Origin of the sequence: Streptomyces africanus (assembly GCF_030816955.1) — a bacterium.
Taxonomy (GTDB): domain Bacteria; phylum Actinomycetota; class Actinomycetes; order Streptomycetales; family Streptomycetaceae; genus Streptomyces; species Streptomyces africanus.
This window is the reverse complement of sequence record NZ_JAUSYP010000001.1, coordinates 8447711-8470286: the sequence shown is the minus strand read 5'-3', so window position 1 is coordinate 8470286 and position 22576 is coordinate 8447711. Positions and strand designations below refer to the sequence as shown.

Genomic DNA, 22576 nt, shown 5'->3' with positions numbered 1-22576 from the left:
CACATATGGCGTCGAAAACGGCTGGTGCGCGGCTCGAGGAACGGTGGCGGGACATCCTGTCGGCGCACGCGCGCACGATGTGCGAGATCGACCGTGTGCTGCATCCGCACGGGCTCGGCGCGTCCGACTTCGAGGTCCTGGACATCCTCGCCACGGCCGCGCCCGAGGAGGGCGAGCAGTGCCGGGTGCAGAACCTGGTCGGGCGGGTCCATCTCAGCCAGAGCGCGCTGTCCCGGCTCATCGCCCGGCTGGAGAAGGACGGGCTGGTGACGCGTTCGGTGTGCGTGGAGGACCGGCGCGGTGTGTGGGTGACCCTGACCTCCAAGGGCCGTGACCTGCACGCGGAGGCACTGCCGCTGCAGCGGGCCGCACTGGCCCGGACCCTGGGCGAGTAACCCGCCCGGGCCCGGCGCACGGCGTCCTACGGACGTGCCAGCAGGGTGCGTACTCCCTCCGAGGTGAGCGTCAGGCGGTGCTCCGAGCTGCCGTCTATGGTGAGCGACAGGTCGTCGGCCGGCCACTGGGCGGCCAGGGCGCCGAGCGGCACCAGGCGGTAGCGGGAGACGAACGGCAGCAGCCCGGCCATCTCCACCTCGGAGGTGAACACGGGCACCACCGGCTCGCCGCCGGGCTGCTCCAGCACCGGCAGCGCCACCGCCGAGGGATTGGCGGTGTCGGCGTCGTTCGCGTCGTCGGGCACGGGGATGAGCACGTCGCTGTTGGCGAGCGCGTCCAGAGCCGCCGCGTCCTCGGTGTTCTCGGTGAGGACGTCCAGAGCCCGCTGGGCGGGCGTGGGCGTGGGGTCGTTTGCGGGTGTCTCCATGGCAGATTCCCTGGTAGCGGCGGTCGTGCGGCCTGCCCGGGGCATGATCCGCCCCGGACGCGGTGTTGCTCGCGTACCCGATCGTGCCCGGGGCAATCCTGCTTGATCTTCGAGGTTCTCGGGATGTGCGGGCCGGAGGCTCAGGGGCTCTGTGGCGGTGACGTCAAACGGTCCCGAGCAACCGACACGGCAGCGCACGCTCCCTCACGCCACCACCCTCGTCCGGCTCCACCCGGTACACCCCGGCTCCCCGCGCCCGGGTGACGGCCTCCGTCAGCACACCGCCCGTGAACAGCGCCGCGGCCCCGTCCTCCACCGCCCAGCCTGCCGGCAACCGCCCCGCTGCCACGGCCGCGCGGTAGGAGGGGCGGCGGCCCGGTTCACTGTCGTAGTGCGGGCAGACGGAGCCGAGCAGCAGCCCCAAGCCGTCGGGGAGGTACGTCAACGGCCCGAAGGAGTCGGTGTGCGAGCCCTCGGCCCAGCAGTTGGCACCGGCGCTGATGCCGCACAGCAGCGTGCCGCGGCCGTAGGCCTCCCGCAGCAGCCGGTCCACGCCGTGGGTTCGCCATACGGCGAGGACGTTGGCCGTGTTGCCGCCGCCCACGTAGATGACGTCCTGGGCGAGCAGGAAGGAGCGCAGTGCGTCGTCGTCCAGCTCGCGGCGGAACAAGTGCAGGACGGAGGGTTCGCAGGCGCGGCGGCTCCCGAACGCCGCACGGAACTGTTCGATGTAGGCCGGCGCGTCTCCGCCGGCCGTGGGTACGAAGCACACCTTGGGGCGGGGCACGCGTGCCCGGGCCAGTACCCAGTCGTCGAGGCGGCCGTCGTCGTCGGTGGAGAAGCCACCGCCGAGGAGGGCGAGGCGCTGCGGGGGTTCGGCGGCCATGGCTGTGCCTTCCTGGACGGGTGACAACGAGCTGCTCGACACCGGCCTGTGCAAGCCACAGCTGTCGGTCACCGGGAATTCAACCGTGGGAATCCAGGCCGTTGCGATCGAGTGCCGCCCGGATCTGGCTGAGCCACTCCCCGGCCAGCCGGCGCCCGTCGGGGAGCTGGTCGTCCCGGTCCCAGCGCCACGTTGTGATCATCGCCAGCACCAGGATCCGGCACTCGCGCAGCAGGTCCTGATCGACACCCGGGTAGTGCTCGCCGACTTCTTCGGGTGCATGGGCGAGGTCGAATTCGACCGGCCCACGGCAACACGTCTCGAGGTCGATGAACAGCAGGCCGTTCTGCGTGGTGAGCAGGTTGCCCGGGTGCGGCTCGCCGTGCAGCAGCTGTTCCGCGCCGCCGCGCTCGCCGATCGCTCGTCTCAGGCTCCGCAGCGTGTCGCCGAGCAGTTTCCGGTCCGCGTCGGCGAGCGCCGGAGTGCGGTCGTGGTTCGCCACGAGTTGTTGAGCCTGCTCGACTCGGTCCGTGAAGTGCGGCGTGGGAACGTCGATTTGGCGCATGCCGGTGTGCAGCAGATTGAGCGCGGTGGCGTAGTCGGCCGGTGAGATCTCGGAAGGTGTCGCGGGTTCGTAGTAGGTCCACAGCGTGATCTCGTAGCCGTCACGCTCGTGGACGCGTGGCTCCACCCGAGGCTCGAGAGCAGCCACAGGGCACCCGGCTCCGGCGAGCCGCTGGGCGAGCTCGACTTCGAACCGTGCGATCTGATGCGCCGCAGGTGCCACCCGGGCCAGGACATCGCAAGGCAGCAGACGCAGAGTGAGCTTGTTCGAGTCATGGAGAACGAGCGCGTCGTCGGCTGTCAGGCCGAGTGAAGAGGCGGTCGACAGGGCCGCGGCCACCGCACGACGGACCTCAGACGCCTGCATCGTCGCCTGCCCCCTCTCCCCTGAGCACTAGGGAGTGTGCAGGACGGCGAAGACCCCGCGGGCACGAGTGCCGTCCGGGAGCTGCCAGGTGCCGGTGACCTGGCCGGTCGCCCCCTGGGACGGCGGAAGCGGGCCGTCCGGGGCAGGCCGCAGGACGCGGTGCAGGTGGAGGGTCGTGCCGTGCGGGGCGGTCAGCCGGGTGCCGTCCTGGTCGTCAGCGGCGACGAAGTCCGTGGGGAGGGGGCCTTCGCCGGTGTGGGAGGCGGCGACCTCCCGGTCGGGTTCGTGGCTGACGCTCTGGGCCTGGGCCTGCACCCGCCCCTCGATCAGGGCAGCCAACTGGGCGACCAGCACGGGGTCGTGGCACCCGTCGTAGGCCCAGCGCTGCCCGAGCACGCCGTGCTCCATGGTGCCCACGAGGGCGTGCTCAGCCCCGTCGAGCGGGGCACCGCGATAGGTGAGCGGCACCAGGTAGGTGACGGGCTGAGGGCCCGAGGTGTCGGTGACGACCATGAACTCGATCCCGACCTCGCCCTGCGGGTCGTCCAGCCGGAACCCGCCGGCCTTGGCGAGCTTCGGCTCGGCCGCGCCACCGCGGTACCACGGGCGGGACGGCAGCCAGACGGTGAGCAGTTCCAGCTTGGTCGGTGTCACCGTAGTGCGGTGGATGACTGCCATGCCGAGGGTTTCCTTCCGTCCGTTGCGCCGGCCAGAGGGCGCGGGTGGCCCATGCGCGCATTAGATCAGCCGCCGCACCGGCTTCACCACGCGATTATCGGGAGGGGCCGCGGCAGCGCGGAGCTTGCCCGGGCTTTTCATTCTGCCGTCAAGGGGTGTCGGCGAGGGTGATGTTACCGGTAACATCACCCTCGCCCGCCCTCGCTTCGAGCCGTACGCGACCTGTTCTCCGCCCGCCCCACCCGGCCGGCCGTCCCCGGGAGTCCGCGTGACCGACCAGCCCACCGCGCAGCGCGCGGTCAGCCTCTCCCCCGCTTCGTCGGCCCCGGTGTTCAGCGGGGCCGCCGTGGTGGCCTCCTGTGCGGGCTTCGTGCTCATGGGTGCGTTGCAGGCCCTGTACGGGCCCGCGATCCCCGGCGTCCGTGCGGAGTTCGGGCTCTCGCCGTCCGCCGCGGGGCTGGGGCTCAGCGCGCACTTCGTCGGCGGCGTGGCCGGTGTGCTGCTCTTCGACCGGCTCTACGGGCGGGTCGGCAACCGGCACCTCCTCGGCAGTTCCTACCTGCTGATGGCGCTCGGCGCGGCGGGCTTCGCGCTGGCACCCGGCTGGCCCACCGCCCTGGCTGCGGCCCTGCTCGCCGGGCTCGGTTTCGGCGGCATCGACTACGGGCTCAACCAGCTGTTCGCCGTCGGCTTCGGCCACCGTTCGACCGCGATGCTGAACATCCTCCACGCCCACTTCGGCATCGGCGCCATCCTCGGCCCCGCCCTGATCGGCGTGGTCGGCTCGGAGCACTACCCGGCCGTCTTCCTCGGGTTCGCCCTCGCCAACCTGCCGTTGCTGCTGTGCCTGAGGGGCGTACGGAACGACGCGCCCGTCCCGCCCGGGGACGCGACGGGCGGTGGCGGGGTCCTCCGGCGGAGCCTCGCCTCGGTACTCGCCGTCTTCGTCGCGCTCTACGTCCTGCACGTCGGCATCGAGGCCGGTGTCGGCGGCTGGGAGCCCACGCATCTGGAGACCGTCGGCTACGGCGCGGGCGTCGCCGCCACCGCCACGTCCGTGTACTGGCTGATGATGACCGTCGGCCGCTTCCTGGTCGCGCCGCTCGCGCTCCGCTTCTCCGCCCAGGCGATCATCACCGTCTCCTGCGCGGGGATGACGGTGTGTCTGCTGGCCGCTTCCGTGCCGGCGCTGGCCCTGTACGCGTACGCCGGTGTCGGTCTGTTCATCGCGCCGATCTTCCCCACCGGTCTGCCCTGGCTGAACCGGGCGGCCCCGCGCGCCCGCAGAGCCGGTGCCCTGGTCATCGCGGCGTCCATGATCGGCGGTGTCGCCGCCGGGCCGGCGCTGGGCAAGGCCATCGAGTGGTCGGGGGTCCGCGCGGTGCCCCTCCTGCTGTGCGGAGTCTCGGCGGTGTGCCTGGGCGCCACGCTCTGGCTGATCCGCGTCACCCGCTCTCGCTGAAAGTCCCATCGACTTCCATTGACCTGCGCCCGCCCCCCGAAGGGAAGCCTCGTATGCCCGCCCTGACGACGACGTCCGACGGATTCCTGCTGCACGGCGAGCCGTTCCGGATCGTCTCCGGTGCCCTGCACTACTTCCGTGTCCACCCCGGCCTGTGGTCCGACCGGCTGCGCAAGGCGCGGCTGATGGGCCTCAACACGGTGGAGACGTACCTCCCGTGGAACCACCACCAGCCCGATCCCGAGGGCCCGCTCGTGCTCGACGGCTTCCTCGACCTGCCCCGGTTCCTCGAACTCGCCCAGGACGAGGGGCTGCACGTGCTGCTGCGTCCCGGACCGTTCATCTGCGCCGAGTGGGACGGCGGCGGGCTGCCCGACTGGCTGACCTCGGACCCGGACATCCGGCTGCGGTCCAGCGATCCGCGTTTCACCGGGGCCGTCGACCGCTACCTGGACCTGCTGCTGCCCGCGCTCCGGCCGCACCTGGCCGCGGCGGGCGGTCCCGTCATCGCCGTGCAGGTGGAGAACGAGTACGGGGCCTACGGCGACGACGGCGCGTACCTCAAGCACCTGGCCGACGCGTTCCGCTCCCGGGGCGTCGAGGAGCTGCTGTTCACCTGCGACCAGGCCGACCCAGAGCACCTGGCCGCCGGGAGCCTGCCGGGCGTGCTGACCGCCAGTACGTTCGGCAGCCGGGTCGAGCAGTGCCTCGGGCGGCTGCGCGAGTACCAGACCGAAGGCCCGCTGTTCTGCGCGGAGTTCTGGATCGGCTGGTTCGACCACTGGGGCGGGCCGCATCACGTCCGGGACGCGGCCGACGCCGCCGCCGATCTGGACCGGCTGCTGTCCGCCGGGGCGTCCGTCAACCTCTACATGTTCCACGGCGGCACCAACTACGGCTTCACCAACGGCGCCAACCACAAGCACGCCTACGAGCCCACCGTCACGTCGTACGACTACGACGCCGCGCTCACCGAGTGCGGCGACCCGGGCCCGAAGTACCACGCCTTCCGCGAGGTCATCGCCCGCCACGTCGGCGTCCCAGAGGAGCCCGTGCCGGTGCCCGGCCCCAAACTGCCGCCGACCGGCGTGGAGTTGGACCGCCGGGCACCTCTGCTTCCCCTCGCCGACGTGCTCGCCGCGCCCGTCCGCACCGACGACCCGGTGACCCTGGGCGAGCTCGGGCAGCACACCGGCTACGCGCTCTACCGCACCGTCCTGCCCGCCTCCGGTGACGGCCTGCTGCACTTCGCCGGCGGTGTCGGCGACCGCGCCCAGGTCTTCGTCGACGGCGCCCCCGTCGGCGTGCTGGAGCGCGAACGCCACGACGAGACGCTGCCGGTGCGTGTCCCGCGCCCGGGCGCCGAGCTGGAGGTGCTGGTCGAGAACATGGGCGGTGTCAACTACGGGCCCCGCATCGGCGCCCCGAAGGGCCTGCTCGGACCCGTCTCCTGCAACGGCACCGCCCTGCGCGGCTGGGACTGCCACCCGCTGCCGCTTCACGACCTGGACGCGGTGCCGTTCGCCCCGGGCGACGGGGCGGCGGTCACCGTGCCGGCCTTCCACCGCGGCACGTTCGAGGTGGACACGCCCGCCGACGCCTTCCTCGCCCTGCCCGGCTGGACGAAGGGGCAGGCCTGGGTCAACGGCTTCCACCTGGGCCGCTACTGGAACCGCGGCCCGCAGCACACGCTCTACGTCCCCGCGCCGGTACTGCGGCCGGGCACCAATGAGCTGGTCCTGCTGGAACTGCACGGCACCGCCGCCACCCGCGCGCAGCTGACCGACACGCCCGACCTCGGCCCGGAGAACACCTGGTGACCCCGCACCGGCTGCGCGTGCCCGCGCCCTCCGCTCCCCCGCCGACCGGCCACCTGCCCTTCGCGGACGCGCCGGGCGTGCCCGATCCGATCGAGGTCACCGGCCGCTGGCTCACCCGTGGCGGCCGCCCCTGGTTCCCGGTCTCCGGCGAGTTCCACTACTCCCGCCACCCGGCCCGGGAGTGGGAGGAGGAGTTGCTGAAGATGAAGGCGGGCGGGGTGAGTGCCGTCGCCTCCTACGTCATCTGGATCCACCACGAGGAGATCGCGGGGCGGATCCGCTTCGACGGCGACCGCGACCTGCGCCGCTTCGCCGAGCTGTGCGCCCGCCACGGCCTGGACTTCATCCCGCGGATCGGCCCGTGGTGCCACGCGGAGGTGCGCAACGGCGGCCTGCCCGACTGGCTGCTCGCCCGCGCCTGTACGCCGCGCACCGACGATCCGGCCTATCTGGAGCCCGTACGCGCCTGGTTCGCGGCCGTCGCGGAGCAACTGCGCGGTCTGGACCGGGCGCACGGGGGTCCGGTCGTCGCGATCCAGATCGAGAACGAGCTCTACGACCAGCCCGGTCATCTGCGCACCCTGAAGCGCCTGGCCCAGGAGGCCGGACTGAGCGCGCCCCTGTGGACGTCGACCGCCTGGGGCGGGGTCCGGCTCCCGGGTGACGAACTGCTCCCGCTGTACGGCGGCTATCCGGAGGCGTTCTGGACGGAGGCGGACGGCGGCTGGCCCGACACCTGCCGCAAGCACTTCTTCTTCACCCACGAGCGCGACGACGAGGGCATCGGCGCCGACCTGCGGCCCACGACCGAACGCGGCGCCGACCCGGTACCGGCGGACCGATTTCCCTGGGCCACCTGCGAGCTGGGCGGCGGCATGGCGGTGGCCTACCACCGGCGTCCCCGGGTGGAGGCCGCCGACGTGGCGGCGCTGGGGCTCACCAAGATCGGCTGCGGTTCGGTCTGGCAGGGCTACTACATGTTCCACGGCGGCACCAACCCGCCCGGAGAGCTGACGACCCTTCAGGAGTCGCACGCCACCGGCTACCCCAACGACCTGCCGGTCCTGACCTACGACTTCCAGGCCCCGCTCGGCGAGTACGGCCAGGTGCGGCCCTCGTACCACGAACTGCGGCTCCAGCACCTGCTGCTGGAGTGCTTCGGGGACCGGATCGCGCCCATGGAGTCCGTGCTGCCCGAGCGGCTGCCGACCGGGCAGCACGACCGGGACACGCTGCGCTGGGCCGTCCGGACCGACGGCACGTCGGGCTTCCTGTTCGTGACCAACCACCAGCCGCACGAGCCGCTGCCCGACCACCCGGACACGGCCTTCACGGTCGCCTTCCCGGACGCACCCGCGCTGACGCTGCCGAGCACTCCCGTGACCGTGCCGTCCGGCGCCTGCTTCTGCTGGCCGCTGCGGCTGGACGTGGCCGGGCTGCGGCTGGAGTGGGCGACCGCGCAGCCGGTGTGCACCGTGGAGGCGGGCGGCCGTACGGTCCTGGTGCTGGCCGCGACCGACGGCATCGTGCCCGAACTGGTCCTGGACGCGGACACGGTCGCGTCCGTCGCGACACCGTCCGGCGACGTCACACCGGTCGGCGACCGGGTCCTGGTCAGCGGAGTGCGGCCCGGCACCGACGCCCTGGTCGAGGTGGAGGCCGCCGACGGTTCACGCGTCGGGCTGCTGGTCCTGGACGCGGCGACGGCCCGTACCGTCTACCGGGGGGACGCCTGGGGAGCCGAGCGCCTGGTGCTGTGCGGGGACGGTGTCGTCTTCGACGGTGCCGAGGTACGGCTGCACAGCCCGGCCGCCAAACCGTCGTTCGCGGTGCTGCCCGCGCCGGATTCCGCCCCGGTGGTGGCGGGGACACGGGCGCGGGAGGCGGCGGACGGCGTGTTCACCCGCTACACGATCGAGGCCGCGCCCCTCCCGGACAGTGCGGTGCCCGTCACCCTGGTCAGGCCCGCCGGACCGGCGCCCGAGCCGGTGACCGGCGTGCAGGGCCGGGCGAGCGTGCCGGCGGACAAGTATGTCGAGACGGTGGCCGCCGAGTACCGCGTCGACGTACCGGAGGAACTGCTGCGGGCGCCCGCCGGTGTTCTGCTGCGGCTGCGCTGGACGGGTGACCTGGCCCGGGCGTATGTGGGGGACGTCTTGGTCGCCGACCAGTTCTTCTCGGGCCGGGTCTGGGACGTCGGCCTGGAGCGGCTGCCGGTCGAGGCGCTGAGAACGGAAGGCCTGCGGCTGAGGGTGCTGCCGTTGGCGGCGGATGCCCGGGTTCATGTGCCGGGGCAGGTGGGTGAAGCGTGGCGTGCGGCGGGTGTGCAGCACGCCGAGTGGGTGGTCACACGCTCGTGGACGGTGCGGGCCGGCTGAGCAACCCCACGGGTGCCGCCCGGCCTATGCTGTGCTCCTGCCGGGCGGGGTCAGGACCGCCGTAACCGACGTCGAGGAATCACCCGCCATGACACCGAGCGCCACCGACAGCCCTGTCCCCAAGGGCCGCAGCCGGCGCAACTTCGCGGGCGCGCGGCCGGTGATGGCCGACGTGGCCCGGCTGGCCGGCGTCTCCAAGCAGACCGTCTCCCGGGTGCTCAACGACCATCCGGCCGTCCGCCCCCAGACGCGCGAGGCGGTCCTGGACGCCATGCGCACCCTCGGCTACCGGCCCAGCCGCAGCGCGCGGTCGCTGGCCAGCGGCCGGACCCGGATGCTCGGGGTCATCTCCTTCGACGCCGCCCGGTACGGGCCCGCGTCCATTCTGACCGCCATCAACACCGCGGCCCAGGACGCCGGTTACCTGGTGAGCTCCATCGCGCTCGACACGGCCGACCACGACACCGTCGTCGAGGCCGTGAACCGGCTGTCGGCCGAGGGCGCGGACGGCGTCATCGCGATCGCCCCGCAGCAGTGGGTCGGCCGGACCCTGGCGCAGACCGACCTCGGGACTCCCCTGGTGGTGCTGGAGAGCGCCCTCGACGACAGCACGCCCCCGGTCACCGGCGACTCCCGCACCGGTGCCCGCAAGGCCACCGAGCACCTGCTCGGCCTCGGGCACGCCACCGTCTGGCACATCGCGGGCCCGGCCGGCTGGACGTCCGCCGACCACCGGCTGGCGAGCTGGCAGGAGACACTCCAGGCGGCCGGTGCCGACGTCCCGGCCCCGCTCGCCGGGGACTGGAGCGCCGACTCCGGTTACGACCTGGGCCGCCGACTGGCCCGGCGCCCGGAGGTGACGGCGGTGTTCGTCTCGAACGACCAGATGGCGCTGGGCCTGCTGCACGCCCTGCACGAGTCCGGGCGCTCCGTTCCCGGGGACGTCAGCGTCGTCGGCTACGACGACATCCCCGAGGCCGCGCATCTCCTGCCGCCGCTGACCACCGTCCGCACCGACTTCACCGAGATCGGCACCCGTTCCCTGCGGCTTCTCCTGGACCGCATCGACGGACCCGGGGAACAGCCTCGCGTCGACACGCTCGTTCCCGTGGATCTCGTGGTGCGTGCCAGCACCGGCCGGCCGCCGGTGGGCTGACGGCGTTCGTCAGTCGCTGCCCTCGGCTGCCGCCCGCTGCCAGGCCGTCTCCCGCAGCAGACGCAGGCCGTTCAGACCGACCAGGACCGTGGAGCCCTCGTGGCCCGCGACGCCCAGCGGCAGTGGCAGGTTTCCGGCCAGGTCCCAGACGACGAGACCGGCGATGAACACCCCGGCGATGACGAGGTTCTGCACGACCAGCCGGCGCGCGCGGCGCGAGAGGGCCACGGTGGTGGGGACCGCCGCGAGTTCGTCGCGCACGATCACGGCGTCGGCGGTCTCCAGCGCGAGGTCGGAGCCCGCCCGGCCCATGGCGATCCCGGTGTGGGCGGCGGCCAGGGCGGGTGCGTCGTTGACGCCGTCCCCGACGACCAGGACCTTGCGGCCCGCGCGCTCCATCTCCTGAACGGCCGTCAGCTTGTCCTGGGGCAGCAGTCCGGCGCGCACGTCGTCGATGCCGGCCTCGGCGGCGAGGCGGGCGGCGGCCCGGGGGTTGTCGCCGGTGAGGAGCGCCGGGGCGGTTCCCGTGAGCCGGGTGAGCGCGGCGACGGTGGCGGCGGCGTCCGGGCGCAGCCGGTCGGCGATGCCGAGCAGCCCGGCGGGGGCGCCGTCGACGAGGACCAGGACGGCGGTACGGCCGGACTCCTCCAGCTCCCCGGCGACGGCGGCGACCGTGCTGCCCGTGCCGTCCAGGAGACGGGACGGGGCGCCGACGGCGACCGCACGGCCGCTCACGACGGCGGTCACTCCCACACCGGGCGCGGAGGTGAAGTCCTGCGCGTCGGGCAGTCCGAGACCGCGCTCGCGGGCCGCGTCCACGACCGCCCGGGCCAGCGGATGCTCGCTGGGCCGCTCGGCGGCTGCCGCCAGCGTCAGCAACTCCCCCTCGTCCAGACCGGACGCGGGCAGCGGCCGGACGTCGGTGACCCGCGGGCTGCCCTCGGTCAGCGTGCCGGTCTTGTCCAGCGCGACCGCGTCGACCTGCCCGAGCCGCTCCATCACCACGGCCGACTTCACCAGCACGCCGTGCCGTCCGGCGTTGGCGATGGCCGACAGCAGGGGCGGCATGGTCGCCAGCACGACCGCGCACGGCGAGGCCACGATCATGAACGTCATGGCGCGCAGCAGCGCGTCGGTGAGCTGGGCGCCGAAGGCGAGCGGCACCAGGAAGACGGCCAGCGTCGCCGCCACCATGCCCAGTGAGTAACGCTGTTCGACCTTCTCGATGAACAGCTGAGTGGGCGCCTTGGTCTCGGACGCCTCCTGCACCATCCGGACGATCCGCGCGATAACCGAGTCGGACGCGTCGCGCTCGACCCGGACCCGCAGGGCGCCGGTGCCGTTGAGGGTGCCGGCGAAGACCTCGTCGCCCTGCTCCTTCGCCACGGGGAGCGGCTCGCCGGTGATGGTCGCCTGGTCCACGTCGCTCGCCCCGTCCAGCACACGGCCGTCGGCGCCGACGCGCTCACCGGGGCGGACGAGGACGGTGTCGCCGACCGCCAGCTCCTCGACGGACACGGCTTCTTCGCCGCCGTCCGGGGTCAGCCGGGTGGCCGTGGCGGGGGCGAGATCGAGCAGGCCGCGGACGGAGTCGGCGGTGCGGGCGGTGGCCAGCGCCTCCAGCGCGCCGGAGGTGGCGAAGATGACGATGAGCAGGGCACCGTCCATGACCTGCCCGATCGCCGCCGCGCCCAGGGCGGCGACGACCATCAGCAGGTCGACGTCGAGCGTGCGCTCCTTGAGCGCCTTGAGCCCTTCCCAGCCCGGCTCCCAGCCGCCCGTGACGTACGACAGGGCGTAGAGCGGGCCCCAGGTCCAGGCGGGTGCGCCGGTCAGCTGCAAGGGCAGCGCGAGCAGGAAGAGGACGGTGGCCGCCGCGGCCCAGCGCGCCTCGGGGAGCGCGAGGACACGGGTACGCCGCCGGGGTGCGGTCCCGGTGCGCGCGGGCTCCGCCCGGTCGACCGGAGGCGGCGTGAGGGTGGAGGTCATCAGGAGTCCTTCAGGCGGGTGCGCGTGCCTCCCCACCATACAGGAACACATGAAGACTGATTCATGTCTTCATCGATGACCGTCTGCCCCGGGTTCAGTGCTTCTCGGCGGCCCCCCAGGTGTCGAGGTAGGACTCGGCGCCGCGGAACAGGTCGTCCACCACGTCCTTGCCGCCGACCCGGCGGATGTCCTCGATCCAGTCCGGGACGAGGCCGTAGTGGGCGGCGCCGTCGGTGTTCAGGTCCCAGGTGCGCTCGCCGGTGGTCTGCCGGTCGATGACGGAGCCGCCGTCGACGCTCTTGAAGGGGTACGTGACCTTGTCGGGGGCGTCCGCGCCGCGCGGGGCCGGCCAGCCGCCGACGCCGTTCATGTCGGTGCCGTATCCGTAGCCCACGCCGTACTTGTCGCGCAGGGCCTGGGTGCGCTTCGACTCCGCGACGAAGCCCTCGGACCCGTGCATGTACTGGGCGATGAAGCCGCCGAGGCCGTAGACCCGTTCGGTCCAGTCCAGGTCCATCCAGCTGTGCGAGGAGAGCACGCCGGGATAGGACTCGGCCTCGAAGATGTCGAGCACCCGGCCGGTGGCCTTGACGCTCATGTGGTCGATCTCCAGCATCATCCCGCGCCGCATCATGCCGCGGACGGCGTATTCCCCGAGTCCGGTGAGTCCTCGCACGTTGCACTGGGCGTCCGCCTTGTACGAGGGAACCCGCACGCCCGCCGGGAGCTTCTCCTCGGCCGCGGCCGCCGTCGCGTTGCCGATGGGGTTGTCGTGCTGCGGGCCCTTGCACGTCTCCGTCTTCCAGAAGGTGCCCGTCGACAGGAACTGTCCGACGTTGATGGCCGTTCCGAGCGAACCCGAGTCGAAGCGGACACCGCACAGCGCGTTGTCGAACTTGTGGCACAGGAACATGCTGCGCACGCCCAGCGCGTACAGCTCGTCCAGACCCTTGTCGATGTCGGCCCTGCTGCACTGCGGGATGTCGAGGATCTGCTTGCAGCCGAAGGGCTCGGAGGTCTCGACGCCGAGGACGACCGCCAGCTTGCCCTGCTCGATCACCTCACGGGCCTGCGCGCTGTCGGTGACGATCCGGAACCAGCCCTTGCCGGGCCCGCCGTACATCTTGTCCACGAAGGACTGCATGTCGTACGTCAGTTTGGCCTGGAGCCGGATGGACGTCATCTCGTCGCAGCCGCGGTCCTTGAAGAAGTACACGGAGCAGATGACGCCGTTGGTGACGAGGTCGTTCACCAGCACCCGCTGACCGCCGCGCCAGGCCCGCTCCACCCAGGCGTAGTAGTTCTGCTGGTGCGTCAGCGAATCGTGGGCCGGCCAGTCCTTGAAGGTGGGCCAGCCGACCGGGTCGTGCCTGCCGTCACCCCCGTTGGTGATGAAGTCGAAGACCGCGAGCGAGCCGTCCGGGTAGTGCTCGGGACAGTCCTTGAGCGCGTCGGCGACGCCCTGGTCGGAGAACGGCTTTCCGCAGATCAGACGGCCCCCGAAGCCCTCGTTGGCGAAAATGTGGTCGTGCGCGTCGACGAAGCCGCGCACGTCGCCCTTGGCATCGGTGCCGGTGAAGGGCTCGCCCGTGATGTTGATCCGGGAGTCCGGAGCGGGCCGTGCGGTCGGGTTCCACCAGCCGGAGCCGGCCGCCGAACTGGGCGTCGGACCCAGCGCGACGGCCAGCACGAACAGGAGGAGCGACACTACGGTGACGTTCTTGCGTCGGCGGTACGGGCGTCCTGCACTGGTCACGGCCCACGTCCTCGGTCGGGGGGGTGGCGGGGTCGACGTACCGGCCGCCCGAGGCCCCCGAAGGCCGGGGAACGACGGCCGGGTTGTCATGACCTCATCCAAGGTGCGACGAGGATGACCAACTGCCGCGTCACGAGTCAAGGGTCCGTGGCTGATGGCCTACTGACGGGTCATCAGTTCACGCCTGCCGGAACGTGCTCAGCGCAGGCGGTCCTTCGCCTTGTAGTACGCGCCTCCGAACGGCAGGAACCAGGGGGTGCCGTTGTAGAACGGGACGGGGACCTTCGGGAAGCCGAGGCCGCGCAGCGGGTTGGCCTCCGGGCGGCCGTCCATCATCTCGGCGACGGCACGGCCCATGTAGGTGGCCATCTGAACACCGTGGCCGCAGTAACCCATCGAGTAGTACAGGCCGTTCGCCTCGCCGGCGTGCGGGAGCCGGTCCCAGGAGAAGCCGACCATGCCGCCCCACACGTAGTCGATCCGCACCCCGGCGAGCTGCGGGAAGATCTCGGTCATCTCCCCCTTCAGGACGTCGCCGCTCTTGACGTCGGAGGCCGGGTTGGAGGGGGCGAAGCGGGCCCGGCCGCCGAAGGCGAGGCGGTGGTCGGGGGTGAGGCGGATGTAGTGGCCGATGTTCTTGGAGTCGACCACCAGACGGCCGTTCGGGATCAGCGCCTTGGCGCGCGCCTCGCCGAGCGGCTCGGTGACAATGATGAAGCTGCCGACATTGATGAGCCGCTTGCGGAACCACGGCAGCGCCTTGTCGGTGTAGGCGTCGGTGGCGGCCATGACCTGCTTGGCGCGGATCGTGCCGTTCAGGGTCTCGACCACGAAACCGCCGCCCGGCAGGCGGGTGAGGCCGGTGGCAGCGTTCCGCTCGTGGATCTCCGCACCGGCCCGTTCGGCGGCCTCCGCGAGGCCGTGCACGTACTTGCCGACGTGCAGGGCGGCGCTCAGCGGGTCGAGCAGGGCACCGTGGTAGTAGTCCGAGCCCAGCTCCGACTTCAGCTCGCCGCGGGTCAGGAGCTGGGTCTCGTGGCCGAAGTTGTCGGCCAGGTCGCGCTGGGTGGCCCGCATCGACTCGAAGTGCTGCGGCTTGAAGGCCACTCCGAGCCGGCCGGCCCGATGGAAGTCGCAGTCGATCTGCTCCGTCCGCGTGATCTCCTCGACCACGTCGACCGCCTCGCGGAAGGAGTCGTACAGCTCGCGGGCGCGCTCCTGGCCGTAGCGCTTGCGGGCCTCGCCGGGGCTGATGGTGAGGCCCTGGGTGCACATGCTGCCGTTGCGCCCGGAGGCACCCGAGCCGACCTTGTCCTTCTCGACGAGGACGACCCGGGCGCCCTTGCGCGCGGCGTGGTAGGCGGTGGAGAGGCCGGTGAGGCCGCCGCCGATCACCACCACGTCCGCCTCGTCGGGCAGGTCATTTCCGGAACGGTCGGGCAGGGCGGGGGCGGTGTCGAGCCAGTAGGGGATCTGCTTCATGGCGTGCGTCCTCTGTCTTTCGGTCCTGGGTCGCCGTCGGTCAGCAGCCGAGGAGCTGCGGCAGGCCCGACAGGTCGGGCAGTTCGTCGTACGGCTGGTAGTCGGCGCTGCCCGGGCGGCCGAAGCGGTTGATCCACACGCGGCGCTTGAGGCCGAGGTCGCGGGTCGGGATGTGGTCGTACTCCCAGCCCTGGGCGGTGTGGATGACCTGGGACGGCTCGACGCCCATGGTCGTGAAGGCGTGCTCGAAGGTCTGCCGGTCCGGCTTGTAGGCGCCGGCCTGCTGGGCGGTGATGACGTGGTCGAACTCCACGCCGATGTTCTCGACGTTGCGCGCGATCAGGTTGTCGTCGGTGTTGGAGATGATGGCGATCTCGTACCTGCTCTTCAGGGCGCGCAGGGCGTCCGGGACCTCCGGGAACGGGCCGAAGGTGGGGACGGCGTCGACCAGGGCGTCGCCGTCGGACTCGCGGTACTCCAGGCCGTGCAGGCGCATGGCGTTGCGCAGGCTGGAGTGCAGGATTTCGTGGTAAGGGCGGTAGGCCTCCAGGACGGCCTGGAAGCGCATGACGCGGAAGTCGTCGAGGAACTCGTCGACGTCCAGGTTGTCCAGGTCCAGCCGGTCGGACAGGACCTTCAGGGTGGTCGGGCCGAGCTGGAAGTCGACCAGGGTGCCGTAGGCGTCGAAGGTGACGATCTCTCGCATGGTGTTCAGCCTCGTTTCAAGAAATGTGACAGGGGGTCAGACGACCCGTTCACCGGGGGTGACGATCGCGTCGAGGGCGGCCAGGTCAGCCGTGTCGGGGAGCCAGTCGGCCGCCGCCGCGTTGGCGGTGACCTGCGCGGGCGTCATGGCGCCGCAGATGACCGAGCCGACCGCGGGCAGTGCGGCCAGTCCGCCGACGGCGACCTGGAGGAGGGTCAGGCCGCGCTCGGCCGCGTACGCGGTGAGCGACTCGACGCGGTCCAGGGCGGCGTCGGTGAGCCAGCCCTGCCGCCAGGACAGCCGGCTGCCGGGCGGGGGCTGCTCGCCGCGCCGGTACTTGCCGCTGAGCAGGCCGTTGGCCAGCGGGTAGTACGGCAGGAGACCCAGGCCGTGGCGCAGACAGGCCGGGATCAGGTCGTTCTCCACGCTGCGGTCGAGCAGGTGGTAGCGGGCCTGCGTCGACACGAAGGCGTCGGTGAGCTGCTCGGGCGGGAGGTCGGAGCAGCCGAGGTACCGGATCTTGCCCTCGGCCACGAGTTCCCGCAGGGCGGCGACGGTCTCCTCCAGCGGGGTGACGCCGTCCGGCTCGTGGTACTGGTACAGGTCGATGCGGTCGGTGCCGAGCCGGCGCAGGGAGGCCTCGACGGCGTACCGGATGTACGCGCGGGCGCCGCGCCGGCCGTACCGGTCGGCGTCCGGGCTCATCTCCATGCCGAACTTGGTGGCCAGGACGATGTCGTCGCGGTGCCCCTTCAGTGCGGCGCCCAGCAGTCGTTCGCCGTCGCCGCGTGCCCCGCCCAGCTCGCCGAACCCGCCGTACATGTCGGCGGTGTCGAACAGGGTGATCCCCGCGTCCAGGGCCGCGTGGACGACCGCCTTCGTGCCTTCCTCGTCCAGGCGGGAGCCGAAGTTGTTGCCGCCGACGCCGACGACGGAGACGGTGGGGCCGCGTTCGCCCAGCGTGCGATACCTCATGACCGGTCTCCGAATCCGATGCAGACGTTTTTGGTCTGCGTGTAGCTCGCCAACGCTTCGAGGCCCTTCTCGCGGCCCCAGCCGCTGTGCTTGTAGCCGCCGAAGGGCAGCTCGATGCCCGTGCCGGCGCTGGTGACGTTGACATAGACCTGTCCGGCCCGGATGCCTTCGGCCAGGCGCATCGCCTTGTCGATGTCGCGGGTCCAGACGTAGGAGGACAGGCCGTACGGGCTGTCGTTGGCTACCTGGAGGGCCTCGTCGGCGTCGTCGAACTCGATGACGGTGACCACGGGCCCGAAGATCTCCTCGCGGGCGCAGCGAGCGTCGTTGGTCAGGCCGGTGAGGACGGTCGGCTCGATGTAGTAGCCGTCGGCCAGGGCGGGATCGGACGGTGCTCCTCCCCCGACGCGTGCCACGGCGCCTTCCTGCCGGGCCAGTTCCAGGTATCCGAGGACCCGGTCGCGCTGACGGGCGGCGACCAGCGGGCCGATGTCCGGGTCCGTGAGGCCGGGACCGACGCGCAGGGCGGCGATCTTCTCGGTCAGCCGGTCCAGGAACTCCTCGGCGCCGCGCTGGAGCAGCAGGCGTGTGCCCGCCGAGCACATCTGCCCGGCGTTGCTGAACGACCAGCCCAGGATCGCGGTCAGCGCCAGGTCGAAGTCGGCGTCGGCGAAGACGACGAACGGCGACTTGCCGCCCAGCTCCGTGACGGAGGGCACCACGTTGGCGGCGGCGGCCTGGGCGACCTTGATGCCGGTCGGCACCGAGCCGGTGAAGGTGACCTGATCGATGCCGGGGTGCCCGGCGAGTGCCGCGCCGGTCTCGCCGTCGCCGGGTACGACGTTCAGCACGCCCGGCGGCAGTCCGCACTCCAGCGCGATACGGCCGACCTCCAGCGGGGTGAGCGGCGCCTCCGGGGAGGGCTTGAGCACGATCGTGCACCCTGCCGCGAGTGCCGGGGCGGAACCCCTCGCGGTGTTCTGGAGCGGGTAGTTGAAGGGGATGATCTGGCCGGAGACGCCGATCGGCTCGCGCAGGGTGTAGTCGATCAGGCCGGGGCCGAGCGGGACCGTGGAGCCGCCGAGCTTGTCGGCGATGCCCGCGTAGAACTCGAAGTAGCGGGCGGCGGACTCGACATCGGCCTTGGCCTGGCGGAGCGGCTTTCCGACATCCTGGCTCTCCAGGCGTGCCAGCGATGCGCCCTCGCGGCGGATCGCGTCCGCGATGCGGTGCAGCAGCCGCCCCCGGCCGGCGGGGCGCATCCGGGCCCACTCGGGTGCGGTGAGGGCCGCGCGGGCCGCCGCCACCGCCTGGTCCACGTCCGCCGGTCCGGCCAGCGCCACCTGGGTGATGGCCGTCCCGTCCGCCGGGTCGAGGACGGTGAAGGTGCGGCCGTCGGCGGCGGGCACCTGCTTGCCGTCGACGAGGAGCAACTGGGTTTCGCCGCTCATGGCTGGATCTCCCCCTGCACCTCACCGAAGATGACCACCTCGTCGCCCGGCCGCACGGTGCGGATTCGGCGCACCCAGAGCACGATGCCGTCCTGTGGGGCGCGGACCTCCTCCAGCGTGTTGCCGTAGTGGTCGACGATCTGGGCGATCAGGTCGCCTTCCTTGCAGGTCTCGCCGGGCTCGGCGTGACCGAGGAAGAAGCCGCCGGCAGCGGACCGGGCGAAGGTGCCGGAGACGGTCGTGTAGTTGTCGCGCAGTTCCGCCTCGCCGTCGATCATGCCGAGCTGTCGCATGATGTTGCGGATCGAGTGGACGTGCAGGGCGACGTTCTGCTCGCGGTAGGTGCCGCCGCCCGCCTCGATGGTGACGGCGGGCTTGCCGGCGGCGAGGGTGGGGTGGCGGACCGTGCCGCCCCACTTGCCGCCCTTCCAGACCAGCTCGTGCCCGGCCGCGAGGGCGAGGTCGGTCGCCAGGTCCTCGTAGCCGCCCTGGAGGATGACGAGCGGGGCGATCTCACCGAACGTGCCGCCCGTGTGCAGGTCGACCAGGGCGTCGACGGCGGGGACGACCTGCTCGACGAAGGTGGCGGCCAGGCGCAGCGAGTACGAGCCGTCCGCGTCACCCGGGAAGATCCGGTTGAGGTTCAGGTGGTCCAGGCCGCTGGTGCGGGCCGCCGCCTCGAAGGCGGGGGTGTTCATGCAGGGGATGCCGACGAGGGTGCCGCGCAAGCCCGCCGGGTCTATCGCGGCGAGGACGCGGCGGATGGCCTCCTGACCGTCGTACTCGTCTCCGTGGACACCGGCGTCCACGCACAACACGGGACCGTCCTCGGTGCCGTTGACGACGATCAGCGGGATGCCGAGCTCCACGCCGTACGTGCTGGTGCCGACCGGGATCAGACCCTGGGCACGCTCACCGGGGGCGACGGTCAGGGGGCCGATGGAGTACATGTCGTTCCTTTCGAAAAGGTGGATCACAGGCGGGCGGAGGCCTCGGCGAGGGTGTCCGCGATGATGTCGGCGATACGGTCCAGCAGTGCGCGGTCGCTGATCAGCGGGGGCGCGATCTGCACCAGCGGGGCGGCGCGGTTGTAGACGCGGGCGAGCAGCCCGGCCTCGCGCAGCCGGCGCGGGATCAGGTCGGCGACGAGCGCGGCGCGGGCGGTGTCGCCGAAGCCGCCGCCGTCGAGGTCGCCGACGAGCTCGACGGCGTAGAAGAACCCGGTGCCGCGGACGTCGCCCACGATCGGCAGCTCGCCCAGGGACGCCATGCGCCGGGCCAGGTGGTCCTGGTGGTGGCGGACGTTCTCCAGGATCCGGTCGCGCTCCATGATGTCCAGGCTGCGCAGGGCGATGGCCGCGCTCAGCGGGTGGCCGCTGAAGGTGTAGCCGTGGTTGAGGACCTGGCCGGGCCGGTTGATCACCTCGGCGACGCGGTCCGAGACCAGGGTCGCGCCCATCGGGGCGTAGCCGGCGGTGATGCCCTTGGCGACGGTGACGATGTCCGGGCGGGCGCCGTACCGCTCGCCGCCGAACCACTCCCCCAGCCGGCCGAAGGCGGTGATGACCTCGTCGGCGACCAGCAGGAAGCCGTACTGGTCGGCCAGTCGGCGCAGGCCCGGCCAGTAGCCGTCGGGCGGGGTGATGCACCCGCCGCGGTTCTGCACCGGCTCGGCGATGAGCATGGCGACGCTCTCCGGCCCGGCCGCGAGGACCGTGGCCTCCACGTCGGCGAGCAGGTACTCGGTGAAGGCCGCCTCGTCGAGGGGCTGTTGCAGGGCGGCCTGGTTGGTGTTGGCGACGAAGTGGGTCTCCACGGCGGGCGGCCCGTACGGCTCGGTGAGGCCGGGGTCGTCGGTGAAGGACAGCGCCCCGAGGGTCAGGCCGTGGTAGGCGCCGCGCCTGGCGATCGCCTTGATCCGGCCCGCCTCGCCGCGCAGGGTGTGGTACCTGCGGGCGATCTTCCAGGCGGTCTCCACCGCCTCGGCGCCGCCGCCGCTGAAGAAGACGTGCTCGATGCCGTCGGGGGCCAGGGCGGCGAGGCGCTCCGCGAGAGCCAGGCCGGTGGGGTGCGCGGACTCCGACCACAGGGGGCTGTAGCAGAGTTCGCGCAGTTGCTTCTGGGCCGCTTCGGCGATCTCGTCGGCGTAGGAGTAGCCGATCTGGCAGCAGTAGAGCCCGGACAGGCCGTCGATGTAGCGGTTGCCGGCCGCGTCGTCGACGTAGGGGCCCTCGCCATGGCGCACGACGAAGAGGTCCTTTGCCGGGCTTCGCGAGCGATCCGTTGGCGGTCATGTTCAGCAGCAGGTGCCGCTGAGCGGTGGTGGTCATACGGGCTCACCTCCGGGGGTGGCGATCCCTGTCGCGGTCTCGACCGACAGCAGGGAGTCCTGCCGTCCCGAGCCGAGCCAGCGCACCAGGGCCACGAGGGCGAGAGCGAGGAACGCGCCTGCGATGAGGATCGCGCTGATCGCGGTGACGCTGGGATCGATGTCGAAGGTCAGGGAGTTGTAGATCTGCACCGGCAGGGTGACGGTGTCGACGGAGGACAGGAACTGGGAGATGTAGAACTCGTCGAAGCTGGTGATGAAGGAGAAGATCGCGGCGGCGATCACGCCGGGGGCGGCGAGGGGGAAGGTGATCCGCCGGGCGATGGTCAGCCGGTTCGCGCCCATGCTGGCGGCGGCGTCCTCCAGCCGTTCGTCGATGCCGCGCAGGGTCGCCACCAGGATCAGCACCGCGATCGGTGAGGCCAGCACGGTGTGGCCGAGGGCGATCGCGATGGGGCTGCCCAGCATGGAGGCGGGTTCGAAGAGCAGGAACAGGCCGAGGGCAGTGACGATCTGGGGGATGAGCAGGGGCCCGAGGACCAGGGCGTAGACCGCGGAGCGCAGCGGGAGTTCGCTGCGGGTCAGCGCGGTCGCCGCGGTCACACCGATGATCAGCGAGAACACGGTGCTCAGGCAGGCCACCAGCGCGCTCATCGACATCGCGGCCGGCCACTTGCTGCCGTCGGCGAACAGCGACTTGTACCAGCCCAGCGTCCACGCTTCCGGCGGGAACGAGCCGAAGGCGTTCTTGCTGAACGAGGTGACGAGGATGACCACGATCGGCAGCGCCAGGAACAGCAGGATCATGGTGGCGACCGCCGTCAGGGCGATCCGGCCACCCAGGGTGCTGCGCAGCTCCATCATGACGCGCTCCTCTTCTTACGGCTGGCGCCGAGGGAGGTGACGAGCTTGACCAGCACCAGTCCGGCGAAGGTCATCAGCAGCAGGACGACGCCCTCGGCGGCCGCCCCGTTCCACTGGTTCTGCTTCATCACCTGCTGGTTGATCAGGGAGGCGATCATCGTCTGGTCGGGGCCGCCCATCAGGGCCGGGGTGATGTAGTAGCCCAGCGACAGGATGAAACTGAGCAGTCCGGCACTGGCCAGGCCAGGGGCGACCAGGGGCAGGTAGACCCGGCGGAAGATGGTCACGCGTCCCGCGCCCATGCTGGCCGCGGCGGCGAGCAGTCGCCGGTCCACGCCGCGCATCACGCCATACAGCAGCAGCACGGTGTAGGGCAGCATCACCGAGGTGGTGCCGATGACCACGCCGATCTCGTTGTAGAGCAGCTGGTACGGCGCCCCGGGGACCCACAGGTGGGCCATGGCCTCGTTCACCAGGCCCTTGTCCCCGAGCAGGATGATCCAGCCGTAGGTGCGCACCAGGGCGCTGATGAAGTGCGGGACGACCACGATCAGCATGGCCAGTCCCGCCCACAGGGGCTTCAGCCGGGAGATCGCGTTCGCCAGGACGAACCCGAAGACGAGACTGAACAGCGCCGTCTCCGCGGAGATCCGCACCGTGGTGAACAGCACGGAGAGGTTGATCCCCGTGAGCGCGTCGACGTACCAGTGCAGCGTCAGTGATCCGTCGGGGTTCTTCAGGCTGAGGAAGAGCGTGCTGAGGATCGGGTAGACGAACAGCACCAGCAGGTAGACGACGACGGGCAGCGCGTAGAGGATGCCGATCCGCGTTCTGCGGGAGGCCAGGAGCTTGCGGGGGCGCGCCGGGGCGCCCGCGAGGGTGGCGGCCAT

At 71.7% G+C, this 22576-nt stretch carries 19 protein-coding genes; 5 read left to right on the top strand and 14 right to left on the bottom strand.

Annotated features, from left to right (window positions below):
• Positions 1 to 5 precede the first annotated feature (5 nt).
• Positions 6 to 395, top strand: a complete 390-nt coding sequence (locus QF034_RS38490; protein ID WP_307179286.1) for a MarR family winged helix-turn-helix transcriptional regulator — start codon at positions 6 to 8, stop codon at positions 393 to 395.
• A gap of 26 nt (positions 396 to 421) precedes the next feature.
• Here QF034_RS38490 and QF034_RS38485 read toward each other — a convergent pair whose 3' ends face one another.
• From QF034_RS38485 to QF034_RS38470, 4 genes are all read right to left on the bottom strand, one after another.
• Positions 422 to 823 carry an SseB family protein gene (locus QF034_RS38485; RefSeq protein ID WP_086558508.1) on the bottom strand — a complete coding sequence of 134 codons (402 nt, stop codon included), beginning with the start codon at positions 821 to 823 and terminating at the stop codon, positions 422 to 424.
• Between the two features lie 163 nt (positions 824 to 986).
• Positions 987 to 1709, bottom strand: coding sequence for a Type 1 glutamine amidotransferase-like domain-containing protein (locus QF034_RS38480; RefSeq protein WP_307179285.1), 723 nt, complete (start codon positions 1707 to 1709; stop codon positions 987 to 989).
• Positions 1710 to 1788: 79 nt separating this feature from the next.
• On the bottom strand, positions 1789 to 2640 hold the full coding sequence (locus QF034_RS38475; protein WP_307179284.1) for a phosphotransferase: 852 nt from the start codon (positions 2638 to 2640) through the stop codon (positions 1789 to 1791).
• A gap of 27 nt (positions 2641 to 2667) precedes the next feature.
• Positions 2668 to 3318: a maltokinase N-terminal cap-like domain-containing protein gene (locus QF034_RS38470; protein ID WP_307179283.1), complete on the bottom strand. Its 651-nt coding sequence runs from the start codon at positions 3316 to 3318 to the stop codon at positions 2668 to 2670.
• Positions 3319 to 3586: 268 nt separating this feature from the next.
• Between QF034_RS38470 and QF034_RS38465 the strand changes: the two genes are divergently transcribed.
• The 4 genes from QF034_RS38465 to QF034_RS38450 all read left to right on the top strand — a co-directional run bounded on the left by QF034_RS38465 (position 3587) and on the right by QF034_RS38450 (position 10134).
• Entirely contained in the window at positions 3587 to 4780 is a 1194-nt protein-coding gene (locus tag QF034_RS38465) for an MFS transporter (RefSeq protein WP_307179282.1), read from the top strand.
• Positions 4781 to 4833: 53 nt separating this feature from the next.
• Positions 4834 to 6600 carry a glycoside hydrolase family 35 protein gene (locus tag QF034_RS38460; protein WP_307179281.1) on the top strand — a complete coding sequence of 589 codons (1767 nt, stop codon included), beginning with the start codon at positions 4834 to 4836 and terminating at the stop codon, positions 6598 to 6600.
• On the top strand, positions 6594 to 8978 hold the full coding sequence (locus QF034_RS38455) for a beta-galactosidase (protein ID WP_307180077.1): 2385 nt from the start codon (positions 6594 to 6596) through the stop codon (positions 8976 to 8978). Before QF034_RS38460 ends, QF034_RS38455 begins: the two co-directional genes overlap by 7 nt.
• Before the next feature lie 88 nt (positions 8979 to 9066).
• Positions 9067 to 10134, top strand: coding sequence for a LacI family DNA-binding transcriptional regulator (locus QF034_RS38450; protein WP_307179280.1), 1068 nt, complete (start codon positions 9067 to 9069; stop codon positions 10132 to 10134).
• A gap of 9 nt (positions 10135 to 10143) precedes the next feature.
• Here the strand turns inward: QF034_RS38450 and QF034_RS38445 are convergent, their stop codons facing one another.
• From QF034_RS38445 to QF034_RS38400, 10 genes are all read right to left on the bottom strand, one after another.
• A complete protein-coding gene (locus QF034_RS38445) occupies positions 10144 to 12123 on the bottom strand; it encodes a heavy metal translocating P-type ATPase (RefSeq protein ID WP_307179279.1) in 1980 nt (659 codons plus the stop codon).
• Positions 12124 to 12217: 94 nt separating this feature from the next.
• Positions 12218 to 13879 (bottom strand): amidohydrolase family protein, encoded by a 1662-nt coding sequence (locus tag QF034_RS38440; protein ID WP_307179278.1) that lies wholly within the window; start codon positions 13877 to 13879, stop codon positions 12218 to 12220.
• A 198-nt stretch (positions 13880 to 14077) separates the two neighbouring features.
• Entirely contained in the window at positions 14078 to 15361 is a 1284-nt protein-coding gene (locus QF034_RS38435; protein ID WP_307179277.1) for an NAD(P)/FAD-dependent oxidoreductase, read from the bottom strand.
• Positions 15362 to 15401: 40 nt separating this feature from the next.
• Positions 15402 to 16067 carry a haloacid dehalogenase type II gene (locus QF034_RS38430; protein WP_307179276.1) on the bottom strand — a complete coding sequence of 222 codons (666 nt, stop codon included), beginning with the start codon at positions 16065 to 16067 and terminating at the stop codon, positions 15402 to 15404.
• A gap of 36 nt (positions 16068 to 16103) precedes the next feature.
• Positions 16104 to 17042 (bottom strand): aldo/keto reductase, encoded by a 939-nt coding sequence (locus tag QF034_RS38425; protein WP_307179275.1) that lies wholly within the window; start codon positions 17040 to 17042, stop codon positions 16104 to 16106.
• On the bottom strand, positions 17039 to 18493 hold the full coding sequence (locus QF034_RS38420; protein ID WP_307179274.1) for an aldehyde dehydrogenase family protein: 1455 nt from the start codon (positions 18491 to 18493) through the stop codon (positions 17039 to 17041). Before QF034_RS38420 ends, QF034_RS38425 begins: the two co-directional genes overlap by 4 nt.
• The gene (locus QF034_RS38415; RefSeq protein WP_307179273.1) at positions 18490 to 19443 is read right to left on the bottom strand and encodes a succinylglutamate desuccinylase/aspartoacylase family protein; all 954 of its coding nucleotides are present in this window, start codon (positions 19441 to 19443) and stop codon (positions 18490 to 18492) included. Before QF034_RS38415 ends, QF034_RS38420 begins: the two co-directional genes overlap by 4 nt.
• 23 nt (positions 19444 to 19466) lie before the next feature.
• Positions 19467 to 20738, bottom strand: a complete 1272-nt coding sequence (locus tag QF034_RS38410; RefSeq protein ID WP_307179272.1) for an aminotransferase class III-fold pyridoxal phosphate-dependent enzyme — start codon at positions 20736 to 20738, stop codon at positions 19467 to 19469.
• Positions 20739 to 20819: 81 nt separating this feature from the next.
• Positions 20820 to 21686, bottom strand: coding sequence for an ABC transporter permease (locus QF034_RS38405; RefSeq protein ID WP_307179271.1), 867 nt, complete (start codon positions 21684 to 21686; stop codon positions 20820 to 20822).
• On the bottom strand, positions 21683 to 22576 hold the full coding sequence (locus tag QF034_RS38400; protein ID WP_307179269.1) for an ABC transporter permease: 894 nt from the start codon (positions 22574 to 22576) through the stop codon (positions 21683 to 21685). Before QF034_RS38400 ends, QF034_RS38405 begins: the two co-directional genes overlap by 4 nt.

Bases quoted from the DNA above. Each gene is read 5' to 3' on its own strand.
- QF034_RS38490 (WP_307179286.1), top strand. From the start codon at position 6: ATGGCGTCGAAAACGGCTGGTGCGCGGCTCGAGGAACGGTGGCGGGAC.
- QF034_RS38485 (WP_086558508.1), bottom strand. From the start codon at position 823: ATGGAGACACCCGCAAACGACCCCACGCCCACGCCCGCCCAGCGGGCT.
- QF034_RS38480 (WP_307179285.1), bottom strand. From the start codon at position 1,709: ATGGCCGCCGAACCCCCGCAGCGCCTCGCCCTCCTCGGCGGTGGCTTC.
- QF034_RS38475 (WP_307179284.1), bottom strand. From the start codon at position 2,640: ATGCAGGCGTCTGAGGTCCGTCGTGCGGTGGCCGCGGCCCTGTCGACC.
- QF034_RS38470 (WP_307179283.1), bottom strand. From the start codon at position 3,318: ATGGCAGTCATCCACCGCACTACGGTGACACCGACCAAGCTGGAACTG.
- QF034_RS38460 (WP_307179281.1), top strand. From the start codon at position 4,834: ATGCCCGCCCTGACGACGACGTCCGACGGATTCCTGCTGCACGGCGAG.
- QF034_RS38450 (WP_307179280.1), top strand. From the start codon at position 9,067: ATGACACCGAGCGCCACCGACAGCCCTGTCCCCAAGGGCCGCAGCCGG.
- QF034_RS38445 (WP_307179279.1), bottom strand. From the start codon at position 12,123: ATGACCTCCACCCTCACGCCGCCTCCGGTCGACCGGGCGGAGCCCGCG.
- QF034_RS38435 (WP_307179277.1), bottom strand. From the start codon at position 15,361: ATGAAGCAGATCCCCTACTGGCTCGACACCGCCCCCGCCCTGCCCGAC.
- QF034_RS38430 (WP_307179276.1), bottom strand. From the start codon at position 16,067: ATGCGAGAGATCGTCACCTTCGACGCCTACGGCACCCTGGTCGACTTC.
- QF034_RS38425 (WP_307179275.1), bottom strand. From the start codon at position 17,042: ATGAGGTATCGCACGCTGGGCGAACGCGGCCCCACCGTCTCCGTCGTC.
- QF034_RS38420 (WP_307179274.1), bottom strand. From the start codon at position 18,493: ATGAGCGGCGAAACCCAGTTGCTCCTCGTCGACGGCAAGCAGGTGCCC.
- QF034_RS38415 (WP_307179273.1), bottom strand. From the start codon at position 19,443: ATGTACTCCATCGGCCCCCTGACCGTCGCCCCCGGTGAGCGTGCCCAG.
- QF034_RS38405 (WP_307179271.1), bottom strand. From the start codon at position 21,686: ATGATGGAGCTGCGCAGCACCCTGGGTGGCCGGATCGCCCTGACGGCG.
- QF034_RS38400 (WP_307179269.1), bottom strand. From the start codon at position 22,576: ATGGCCGCCACCCTCGCGGGCGCCCCGGCGCGCCCCCGCAAGCTCCTG.